This is a genomic window from Bartonella sp. AP9QHHD (genome assembly GCF_042195625.1).
Taxonomy (GTDB): domain Bacteria; phylum Pseudomonadota; class Alphaproteobacteria; order Rhizobiales; family Rhizobiaceae; genus Bartonella.
The window spans coordinates 19,740-31,295 of the sequence record NZ_JBHIOP010000090.1 but is presented as its reverse complement, the minus strand read 5'-3'; the positions used below and the strand labels follow the sequence as shown (position 1 = coordinate 31,295).

Annotated in this window: 9 protein-coding genes and 1 tRNA gene; 8 read left to right on the top strand and 2 right to left on the bottom strand. The window is 37.1% G+C overall.

Annotated features, from left to right (window positions below; genetic code table 11):
- Nucleotides 1-479: 479 nt before the first annotated feature.
- The 6 genes from rpiA (at nucleotide 480) to gltX (ending at nucleotide 8,068) form a co-directional block, all read left to right on the top strand.
- Entirely contained in the window at nucleotides 480-1,184 is a 705-nt protein-coding gene (gene rpiA / locus ACFIK4_RS07940) for a ribose-5-phosphate isomerase RpiA (protein WP_375613478.1), read from the top strand.
- Between the two features lie 106 nt (nucleotides 1,185-1,290).
- Complete coding sequence (locus ACFIK4_RS07935; RefSeq protein WP_375612140.1) at nucleotides 1,291-1,860, top strand: DUF2059 domain-containing protein; 570 nt, start codon at nucleotides 1,291-1,293, stop codon at nucleotides 1,858-1,860.
- Nucleotides 1,861-2,063: 203 nt separating this feature from the next.
- On the top strand, nucleotides 2,064-3,455 hold the full coding sequence (gene gor / locus ACFIK4_RS07930) for a glutathione-disulfide reductase (protein WP_375620794.1): 1,392 nt from the start codon (nucleotides 2,064-2,066) through the stop codon (nucleotides 3,453-3,455).
- Between the two features lie 68 nt (nucleotides 3,456-3,523).
- Entirely contained in the window at nucleotides 3,524-4,903 is a 1,380-nt protein-coding gene (locus ACFIK4_RS07925; protein ID WP_375620795.1) for a class II 3-deoxy-7-phosphoheptulonate synthase, read from the top strand.
- A 119-nt stretch (nucleotides 4,904-5,022) separates the two neighbouring features.
- Nucleotides 5,023-6,684, top strand: coding sequence for an NAD+ synthase (locus ACFIK4_RS07920; protein ID WP_375638425.1), 1,662 nt, complete (start codon nucleotides 5,023-5,025; stop codon nucleotides 6,682-6,684).
- A 10-nt stretch (nucleotides 6,685-6,694) separates the two neighbouring features.
- A complete protein-coding gene (gene gltX / locus ACFIK4_RS07915) occupies nucleotides 6,695-8,068 on the top strand; it encodes a glutamate--tRNA ligase (RefSeq protein WP_273790689.1) in 1,374 nt (457 codons plus the stop codon).
- A 59-nt stretch (nucleotides 8,069-8,127) separates the two neighbouring features.
- On the opposite strand, the gene ACFIK4_RS07910 is transcribed toward gltX, so the two are convergent.
- Nucleotides 8,128-9,531 (bottom strand): DEAD/DEAH box helicase, encoded by a 1,404-nt coding sequence (locus tag ACFIK4_RS07910; protein WP_375620798.1) that lies wholly within the window; start codon nucleotides 9,529-9,531, stop codon nucleotides 8,128-8,130.
- A 145-nt stretch (nucleotides 9,532-9,676) separates the two neighbouring features.
- Nucleotides 9,677-10,450 carry an NAD kinase gene (locus ACFIK4_RS07905; RefSeq protein WP_375612145.1) on the bottom strand — a complete coding sequence of 258 codons (774 nt, stop codon included), beginning with the start codon at nucleotides 10,448-10,450 and terminating at the stop codon, nucleotides 9,677-9,679.
- Between the two features lie 263 nt (nucleotides 10,451-10,713).
- Here ACFIK4_RS07905 and ACFIK4_RS07900 point away from each other — a divergent pair.
- Nucleotides 10,714-10,790 (top strand) — tRNA-Arg (locus ACFIK4_RS07900).
- Between the two features lie 530 nt (nucleotides 10,791-11,320).
- Nucleotides 11,321-11,488 carry a hypothetical protein gene (locus ACFIK4_RS07895; protein WP_375629647.1) on the top strand — a complete coding sequence of 56 codons (168 nt, stop codon included), beginning with the start codon at nucleotides 11,321-11,323 and terminating at the stop codon, nucleotides 11,486-11,488.
- The last annotated feature ends 68 nt before the right edge of the window (nucleotides 11,489-11,556 follow it).

Here is an 11,556-nt window from a genome sequence, read left to right as displayed (position 1 = left end):
CATATAATCAGTCATATTTTGCTTCACATTTGGATAATGACAAAACAAAAAATAACAGAAGACTTTTCTCATAATATTTTACGGTATTTAAATTGGTAAGTTTATCAACGTTATTGAAATGAGATAATAATCTACAGTTTTCTAGAAATAGATGATTTTTTATATCTGATCATTTTAATTTTTTCAAAAAAATTGATATGTGCATCTTTGTGCATCCTATTGATAGCACAAAATAAATCAAAAATTCTTATTGAATGAGAAAAATGCTAACAAATATTCTCAAAGAAATAAAAAAGATAATTGTTGATTATTCTATTTTATTCTTATCATATATTTCTATAACGAGTAACATCTCTTCAAGCAAGAGATGATGGTCAATTTAAATAGATTGCGTCAAGAGGTTATCTTTTATTATCATTATTATCGGTGGTAATAGGGGTGATAAATGCTGCTTATACGGATAGAAGGCAAAGTCATTCATGAATGTTCAGCAGTTAAAAAAAATGGCAGCTATTAAAGCGCTTGAGTTTGTTGAAGATGGTATGCGGCTTGGTATCGGATCTGGTTCGACAGTCAATGAATTTATTCATCTTCTAGGTGAGCGTGTTGCGGATGGTTTGCGGGTGACTGGTGTTGCTACTTCAAAATATTCTGAACAACTCTGTCATAAGTTTGGAGTGCCTGTTAGCACTTTAGAACAAATACCTGAGCTGGATCTTGATATTGACGGAGCAGATGAAATTGGTCCTGAGATGATGCTCATTAAAGGGGGAGGGGGAGCATTGTTGTATGAAAAAATTGTAGCGTCGGCATCTCGTGCAATGCTTGTCATTGCGGATGAAACAAAGGTGGTAAAAAGACTTGGTGCTTTTGCACTACCAATTGAAGTTAATCCATTTGGTATCCACACAACATGCAGAGCCATTGAAAAAGTCGCTGATGATTTAGGGCTTTCTGGAAAAATTGCATTGCGAATGAATGGAAAAAATCCTTTTGAAACAGATGGTGGCCATTTTATTCTTGATGCATTTTGGGGCTGCATTTTGCAACCAAAACCATTATCGGATGCACTTCTTGCTATTCCTGGTGTTGTTGAGCATGGCCTTTTTTTGGGGTTGGCTTCACGTGCAATTGTCGCTATGGCTGATGGTCAAATAAAAGTTTTAGAACCGTTTGATTTTTAGAAAAGGCATTTACATGATGATATGTTAGCACAGTAAAAAAGGGTCTTAAAGATTTTAGGTAGAATAACGAATTAAAATTATAATTAGCGATCGGGGTAATCATTAAATGAAAATAATATTTTCTTTTCAGCGTTTTGTCGTATATTTTAGTGCAATTGCTATTTTTGTTGTGAATGTTGGCATGGCTTATGCACAAGGTGTGAGTGATCAACATTTAGATTCAGCGCGAAAGGCAATCAGAGCTATTCATGCAACGGATCAATTTGATAGCTTTTTACCAAATGCGGTCCATGATTTCAAAAATGAACTGATTAGCGATGATCCGAATTTGGCAACAGCTATTTCTGATATTGTTGATAAGCAGGCGCTTGCTTTAATTAAAAGGCGCTCTGATCTAGAAAAAGAGATTGCTCACGTATATGCAAAATATTTTACTCAAAAAGAGCTTGATGCGATAACAACATTTTATAATTCTGATACCGGTAAAAAGTTTTTGACAGAAGTCCCCAATATTGCACGTGATTCTTATTCAGCATTTGATATATGGCGTACTGCTCTTATGCGGGATCTTGTAGAAAATGTGAAAAAAGAGATGTCTGAAACACTTAATTTGAATAATTCTACTATGCCTACAAATATGCCTATAAAATCAGAATCTTCAGAAAATAAAAAATAGCTTGATCGATATCATGACAACAATGGGCAATTTCTGATTTTTTTAATAGCGGCGGTTTTCCCGCCGTTTTAAATATTTTAATGAGAATAAGTCTTTTTAGAATACTGCTTTATAAAAAAGGCTTCTTCAAAAGAAAAAAAGACTTTCATTTGATAATAAAAGATCTTAGCCTACTCTTGCAGATGTATAAGAAGGAATAATTCGTGGGCTCTTTTGACTTTGATTTATTTGTTATTGGAAGTGGTTCTGGTGGAGTGCGTGCAGCACGGCTTGCTGGAGGTCTTGGCAAGCGGGTCGCTATAGCAGAGGAATATCGTATAGGGGGCACTTGTGTTATTCGTGGTTGCGTTCCCAAAAAACTTTATGTTTATGCATCACAATATGTAAAAGAATTTAAGAAAAGTGTTGGTTTTGGGTGGGAATATGCGGATCCAATTTTTAGCTGGGAAAAGTTGGTTGCAGCTAAAAATAAAGAAATATCAAGGTTAGAAGGGTTGTATCGTAAGGGATTAGAAAATAACAATGTGCATATTTATGAAAGTCGTGCTACTTTTATAGATGATCACACATTAGAGCTTTCTGCCACGGGTGAGCGGGTAAGTGCAGAAAAAATTTTGATTGCAACAGGGGCAAAACTTGCACCAAATACGTCCATAGAAGGCGGTGAATTTTGCCTTACTTCTAATGAGATTTTTGACCTTAATCAACTCCCAAAATCAATAGTGATTGTTGGTGGAGGGTATATTGGTGTTGAATTTGCTAATATTTTTCATGAATTAGGTGTAAAAACAACACTCCTTCATCGTGGTGATTTAATCCTTCGTAATTTTGATCATGATTTGCGGCAATTGCTCAGCGATGCAATGATTGAAAAAGGGATTTCTATTCTTTATGGCATAACAATTTCTAAAGTGCAGGCTGCAGAAAATTGTTATGAAGTTGTTTTATCAAATGGGAAAATAATCAGAGCCGATCAGATTATGTTGGCTACGGGGCGTGTACCAAATACAACGGGTTTAAGACTTGAGCGGGCAGGTGTTAAGGTGAATGAATTTGGTGCAGTTGTTGTTGATGAGAAAATGACAACAAATATCCCCCATATTTGGGCTGTTGGTGATGTAACAGGTCATATTCAATTAACACCCGTTGCGATTCATGATGCAATGTGTTTTGTTAAGACAGCATTTGAAAATATTCCAACAACACCTGATTATGATTTAATTACAACAGCAGTTTTTTCACAGCCAGAGATTGGAACGGTTGGTCTTTCAGAAGAGGAGGCGGTAAAGCGTTATAAGCGTCTTGAAATTTATCGTACAGTTTTTCGTCCTATGCGTAATGTTCTTTCTGGTAGTTCAGAGAAAATGCTTATGAAACTCATTGTTGATGGTGAAAGCCGTATTGTTGTGGGCGCTCATATTTTAGGGGAAAATGCTGGTGAGATGGCTCAGCTTATAGGGATATCTCTCAAGGGTAAGCTGACGAAGGATATCTTTGATGAGACGATGGCAGTGCATCCAACGATGGCAGAAGAATTGGTAACGATGTATAAACCAAGTTATATATATGAAAATGGGAAGAAAATAGAAAGTTAAACAGCATATATTGCGGTAAAAAGCTTTTGATATGCTAATCTGTAAGATTAATCTTTAGAGAGAGTGTAATGATAAAAGAATGGGCGCCTGACACTTGGAGAACAAGGCCAATTAAACAAGTTCCGACTTATCCGGATAAGTCTATGTTAGAAGATGTTGAGCGAAAACTGAGAAGGTATCCTCCTTTAGTTTTTGCCGGTGAAGCACGTGATTTAAAAAATGAATTAGCAGCCGTTGCGAAAGGCCAAGCTTTTTTATTGCAAGGTGGTGATTGTGCCGAAAGCTTTGCAGAACATGAAGCTGATAATATTCGTGATTTTTTTCGTGTATTTTTGCAAATGGCGATTGTTTTGACCTTTGGTAGTTCTAAACCGGTTGTTAAAATTGGTCGTATTGCTGGTCAATTTGCAAAGCCTCGCTCTTTTGATATTGAAAGAAAAGAGGGAGTTGAATTTCCTGCTTATCGTGGGGATATTATTAATGGCATTGAATTTGAAGCCGGTTCTCGTATTCCAGATCCGCAACGGATGTCTATGGCTTATCGCCAATCTGCGGCAACACTTAATCTATTGCGTGCTTTTTCACAAGGTGGCTATGCTAATTTAGAAAATGTTCACACATGGATGTTGAGTTTTGTTTCTAACAGTCCGCAGGGAGAACGTTATGAATTATTGGCAGAGCGTATTTCTGAAGCAATTGATTTTATGCGTTCTATAGGGATTACATCCAAAACACATTCTTCATTGCGTGAAACATCTTTTTATACCAGTCATGAAGCACTGTTGCTTGGTTATGAAGAGGCTTTGACTCGGATTGATTCAACTTCAGGAAATTGGTATGCAACATCTGGTCATATGCTATGGATTGGTGACCGTACGCGTCAGATTGACCATGCTCACGTTGAATATTGTCGCGGCATTAAGAATCCTATAGGATTAAAATGTGGTCCTTCCATTGAGCCTGATGAGCTTTTAAAATTAATTGATATTTTAAATCCTGAAAACGAGTTGGGGCGGCTTACTCTCATTACGCGCTTTGGTTATGATAAAGTTGAAAGTTATCTGCCTAAACTCATCCGTGCTGTTGAACGCGAGAAGCGTGCGGTTATATGGTCATGTGATCCAATGCATGGCAATACAATTACTGCCAATGGTTATAAGACGCGTCCTTTTGATTATGTTTTAAAAGAAGTAGAGAATTTTTTTGCAGTGCATCGTGGAGAGGGAACTTATCCAGGAGGCATTCATATTGAGATGACAGGTCGTGATGTTACTGAATGTACAGGAGGGGCGCACGCCATTTCTGTGGACGATTTATCTGATCGTTATCATACGCAATGTGATCCACGGTTAAATGCAGATCAAGCGTTAGAATTGGCTTTTCTTGTTGCTGAACTCCTTAAAAAAAATCGCGTGACTGAATCGTTAGCAATTGCTGCTGGGGGGTAGGCAAAAATTTGCCTAATATTTTTAGGTCATTATGGCAGAAAAGAATTTTAAAAAATGATGTTTCCGATGATGAAGAATAAAGTTGTGGTTGCTAAACTGATGAAATGATACAAAGGCTTATGAAAAATGATTTTCGGGTATCAATTGCCCAATTAAATCCTATTGTCGGTGATATTGAGGGGAATTTTTCTTTAGCTGTCATGGCGCATCAAAAGGCCAAAGAAGAGGGGGCTGATCTTGTTTTATTCACGGAACTTTTTATAAGTGCTTATCCGCCGGAAGATCTTGTTCTAAAACCTGCTTTTACAAAAACATGTGAAGAGACTGTTGAGAAATTAGCAAAGATAACCGTAGGCGGACCAGGAATTGTCATTGGTCTTCCATTAAGGCGCAATGGTAATATTTACAACGCTGTCATGGTTCTTGATGAAGGGAGAGTCATTGCCGAATGTTTGAAGTTTGATTTACCTAATTATGCTGAATTTGATGAAAAGCGTTTATTTTCTTCAGGTCCACGTCCTCAGCCTATTGTCTATCATGGAATTAAATTAGGAATAGTCATTTGTGAGGATCTTTGGAATGATTCCTCTCTTAGTACAGAGCTTAAAGATAAAGGAGCGGAAATTATTCTTGTCCTTAACGGATCTCCTTATTATCGTAATAAAACATTAAAACGTATAGACGTTGTTCATACACAGGCTCTACAATCTGGAGTGCCAATTATCTACGCTAATCAAGTAGGTGGTCAAGATGAGCTCGTTTTTGATGGTGGGTCTTTTGCCTTGAATGGACAAGGCAAAAAGATATTTCAAATGAAACACTTTGATAGCCATATTGCTTTAAGCCATTGGCAAAAAACAACGACGGGATGGCACTGTATTTCAGGTCCTAATGAAAGTCTTCTCAATGGATTAGCGGCTGATTATCAAGCTTGTGTTTTGGGGTTGAAAGATTACGTTAATAAAAACGGCTTTAAGGATGTTATTCTTGGTCTTTCAGGAGGAATTGATTCAGCCCTGTGTACGGCAATGGCGGTGGATGCTCTTGGTGCTGAGAGGGTTCGCACCATTATGATGCCCTATCATTATACTTCGCAAGAATCATTAAAAGATGCCAAAGAATGTGCTGATCTTTTGGGATGTCGTTATGAAATCATACCGATTGCACAACCTGTTGAGGCTTTTTTAAAGACAATGGCACCTGTTTTTTCAGGGTTACCCTCTGACGTCACAGAGGAAAATCTTCAAAGTCGTATACGCGGTACACTTTTAATGGCGCTTTCAAATAAATTCGGCTCAATGGTGGTAACGACAGGCAATAAGTCAGAAATGGCTGTGGGATATGCAACACTGTATGGGGATATGAATGGCGGGTTTAATCCTCTTAAAGATATTTATAAAATGCAGGTTTATGCATTAGCGGAGTGGCGCAATAAAAATCACTTGCACAATTTGAGAGGACCAGAAGGAATGATCATTCCATCCAATATTATAGAAAAAGCACCCTCTGCAGAGCTGCGGGAAAATCAAAAAGATGAAGATTCTCTTCCGCCTTATCCTATTTTAGATGATATATTACAATATCTTGTAGAAAATGACATGAGTATTTGTGATATTGTTAAACGTGGACATTCACGAGAAACTGTTGCGAAAGTTGAACAGCTTCTTTATGGTGCCGAATATAAAAGGCGTCAATCTGCGCCTGGTGTAAAAATCAGTTACAAAAATTTCGGACGCGATCGTCGCTATCCTATAGTCAATCATTTTCGCGATAAAAATTGAGTATTATTTTATGGTTAAAGTTCGTTTTGCTCCCTCTCCAACAGGTTATATTCATATTGGCAATATCCGTATTGCGCTTTTCAACTGGCTTTATGCGCAAGCGTATAAGGGAGAATTTATTTTACGCTATGATGATACAGATATTGAACGTTCTAAACAAGAATATATCGATGCTATTGCTGTTGACCTTGAATGGCTTGGTATTCAACCAGATGCAATTTATTACCAATCCAAGCGATTTAATCGATATGATGAAGTGGCAGAAATTCTCAAACAACGTGGCCTTCTTTATCCTTGTTATGAGACAACAGAGGAATTAGAGCGGCGTCGTAAAATCCAGCTTTCACGCAAATTGCCTCCTGTTTATGACCGTGCAGCATTGAAGTTGACAACAGAAGAGAGAAAAAACTTTGAATCACAAGGTCGTAAACCCCATTGGCGTTTTCTTCTTCCTAATTTTGAAAGTGATCCTTTACACACAAAGCGAACAGAAGTTTGCTGGAATGATGCAATAAAGGGAAAGCAGACGATTGATTTAGCTTCTCTTTCAGATCCTGTTCTTATTCGTGAAGATGGAACCTATCTTTATACATTGCCGTCTATTGTTGATGATGTAGATATGGCTATTACGCATATTATTCGTGGGGATGATCATATTACAAATACAGGCGCTCAAATTGCTCTTTTTAAAGCTCTTAATGCAGAATTACCGGTTTTTGCTCATACCAATTTATTGGCGACAGTTTTAGGAAAAGGATTTTCAAAACGTAATAATGATCTTTCTATTCGTTCTCTACGGGAAGAAGGATTTGAATCTATAGCTGTTCAATGCCTTGCCGTTTTGATTGGGACATCGCAAAATGTGCATCCCTATCCCAATCAAGCTGCGCTTTTAGAGCATTTTAATCTCCAAGATACGTCAAGATCCGTTGCAAAATTTGATATTGCTGATCTTCTTGCTTTGAATAGTCATCTTGTCCATGAGTTAACCTATGAGGAAGTAAAAATGCGCCTTAAAAAACTTTCTATTGAGGGAGATAAGGCGGAATATTTCTGGAACGCGATAAGAAGCAATATTAATAAAGTCAATGATGCTGTTTTTTGGTGGAAAATCATTCATGATGAACAGAATTTTGATACAGTAGCACTAGAGGATCGTGCTTTTGTGCACCAATCACTCGATTTCTTACCTGAAGGTGCTTTGAATGAGGAAAGTTGGAAAATTTGGACAACAGCATTAAAAGAAAAAACAGGTCGAAAAGGAAAAGCTTTATTTATGCCATTACGTCAGGCACTTACGGGCATGGATCATGGACCTGAAATGGGAAAAATTTTGCAGCTTTTAGGGCGTGAAAAGGTAACGGAAAGGCTCTCTAGGAAATAAGAGCGGATTTTTTAAAAGTATTTCGTTCATTTCACTCTAAAAGAGAGTAGAGAACGGGTTTATTTACACGTTTTTATAAGCATGAAAGCAGGAATATCATCACCAAATCCAATAGGTGTGTAATTCTTATTTTTTCGTGAGCGTTGTTGCTCAGATGGCTTCTCCTTATTATTTGCATTTTTGATATATTCTGTTTTATTCTCTTCTACAGATTTTTTAGTGTGAGCAACAGTCTCTTTTGGAGCAGTTTTCTTTGATGGTTTTGAAGATTTTTTCTTTACAACAATATCTTCTGTTTGATCATCGGCTATTAAAGTTGAGAGATCTCCATTGAGCCATTCAATTTTTTCATTACTCATTTCCTCGATGGCATTGATATATTTTTGATCAGCTTTTGTAACGATTGTAAAGGCTTTTCCGCTACGATTTGCACGCCCTGTACGACCAATTCGATGGATATAGTCTTCAGCATGTGTAGGAACATCATAGTTAAATACATGACTTACAGCTGGAATATCGAGTCCACGGGCAGCAACATCAGAAGCAACAAGAAGTGTAAGTTTATTATTTTTAAAATCAGCTAGGGTGTTCATGCGCGAATATTGGTCCATATCTCCATGAAGTGCCCCTACATTAAAGTTATGTTTGATAAGCGATCTAAAAAGTTCAGAGATATCTCTCTTTCGATTACAGAAAATGATTGCATTTTGAAGCTCTGCACCTTCATTTTGGATAAGCTCTCGTAAAACCGCTCTTTTATCCCATGATTTATTTCCAGATTTGACAAGCCGTTGTGTAATTGTGGTAGCTGTTGAGGAAGCTTTTGTAACTTCAACAGATACAGGAGAATGTAAAAATTGTTTCGTTAGCTTTGTAATTTCTGGCGCCATTGTTGCAGAAAAGAACAAAGTTTGACGCGTAAAAGGGGTTAGTTTACAGATGCGTTCAATATCAGGAATAAAGCCCATATCCAACATGCGATCAGCTTCATCAATCACAAGGATTTCAACGCCCATCAGGAGCAGTTTACCGCGCTCGCAATGATCAAGAAGGCGCCCTGGTGTTGCTATAAGAACATCAGCTCCCCGTTCAAGTTTGCGATCTTGGAGTTCAAAAGAAACGCCACCAATCAAAAGAGCAACATTTAAACGATGATTTATGCCGTATTTATCGAAATTTTCTTCAACTTGAGCTGCAATTTCTCTTGTTGGTTCTAAGATAAGCGTACGGGGCATTCGTGCTCTTGCACGACCTTTTTCAAGGAGAGTGAGCATAGGCAATACGAAAGAGGCGGTTTTACCTGTTCCCGTTTGGGCGATTCCTAAAACGTCTTTTCTTTGAAGGACATGCGGAATTGTTTCACTTTGAATAGGTGTCGGAGCTGTATACCCCGCTGATTTCACCGCATTAATAACCTTTGCGGAAAGACCTAAATCATCAAAACTGTTTAAAGATGGTATCATTTTTTTATCAACTGCTCTGTGATTTTAACTGCGCTATCTAATGATGATTATAACCAATATTCTACACTCTTTAAAAGTGTTAAGATGTTTTCACAAAAAAACTAACTATAACAATCATATACATATAAAACGCATAATACAATCATTAATAGCGAAATTGTTCTGATAAAATGCGCTCATCCCATGAATGATTTGAGTCAAAAAGGATTGAAGCTGTTACTTCTGTTGCCATTGAAATAGTAACTGAATGGACAGATTTAACTTCAATATTATCTGCAGCAGCGTTTACAGGGCGTTTGTCAGGTTCAAGCATATCAAAGCGCACTGTTACTGTATCGGGAAGCAAAGCTCCATGCCAACGCCGAGGGCGAAAAGGGCTAACGGGAGTGAGGGCCATAAGGGGAGCCATAAGAGGTAAGATAGGTCCTTGTGCTGATAAATTATAGGCGGTTGATCCAGCTGGTGTAGCGACGAGGACACCATCACAACTTAATTGTTCCATGCGTACGTTGTTATCAATGGTGATGCGAATTTTTGCCGCTTGATAAGATTGCCGAAAGAGGGATACTTCATTAATTGCAAGCGCCTCGATAGAATCTTGACATTCAGATTTTGCAATCATGCGCAGGGGATGGATTTCTTTTTTATGTGCGGCAGCAATACGATTGGGCAATTTTTTTTCATGAAATTCATTCATAAGAAATCCTACAGAACCTTGATTCATACCATAAATAGGTTTGCCTGTGTTCATGACATCTCGTACGGTTTGTAACATTGTCCCATCACCACCGATTGCAACAACAATATCAGTTTCTTCCAGAGAAGAATGACCATAAACGGAAATTAATTTATGGGTAGCTTTGATAGCCTCCTCAGTTTCTGCGGAAATAAAATGAAAGCGACTTGGTAATGTAGCCATTTAAAAATTATCCTGATACTTATAATTTATGTTGTAACTTATTTTTGAGAGTTTTGAAGTTGTAATAAAAGCTCTTTTTATAATAAAAAGAGCATTGAATAAAGAGAAGTTATTTCAAGGTAAAGTATCATTAAACAGTAAAAGGAATGCGTCGTTAGATAAATTACAAACGAGTAATTTTTTTATTAGAATGATAATTTAGCATTGAAGCTAAGAGTATGATTAGTTAAAAGACCATAACTGATTTTAATAATCAGTGTGAAGCACCCGTAGCTCAGCTGGATAGAGCGCTGCCCTCCGAAGGCAGAGGTCACAGATTCGAATTCTGTCGGGTGCACCAAATTCTTCAACTTCATATCATCCTAAATAACAAGATTACCTAAAAAGAAGCCAATTTCCTCTTTTATGAAAATGGTTATTTGAGTTGTTTATTAAGTTTTGCAGCGAATAAGCAAATGATTTTAAGAGAAGTAAAATTTACGGCTGCGTATATAATTTTTCGGTTAGTCATTTTGAATATCGAGATAAAAAAGCAAGGTTATCTAAATATGCTTTCAATTTAACTATAAACATTTAAAAAGTACATTTAATTCAATATGTTATTGTACAACTGATCTGGCGATGTTGATAGTAGATCGCTAAATATATTGTTTTGAGCATTAAAATAGATAGCTAAATTTGCTTTTATTCTATTTTTGGAGTTAAAGGCTGTTATGGTGATATGGAACGCAGATGAGGAATATCACCAGTTAAAGGAATAATAAGGGGGAAAAAACAACCGTCAAGATTTGAATTGTTTCAAAATGCTGTATTCGATATGGTTTTGATATGGGTATCTGGTGATTTCTCTATACACCAATACTGCCAGTTATGTTGGATGAAGGATTGTTTAGCTTTAATCAACTTTCTTATATACCGAACACTAATTATGGTGGTTATTTAGTTGGGAGTATGTTCTTTACGTTTGGCAGTAATTGGGATTATATTTCTTGCTCCTCGCATACTATCTTGTGCAGCTATAGTGATGAGTGCACTTAATTATTTTCATGGCGTTAACACTTAGTCCTTTTGATCCGTTTTGCTGCTGGTGTTGCGAGTGTAGCAAT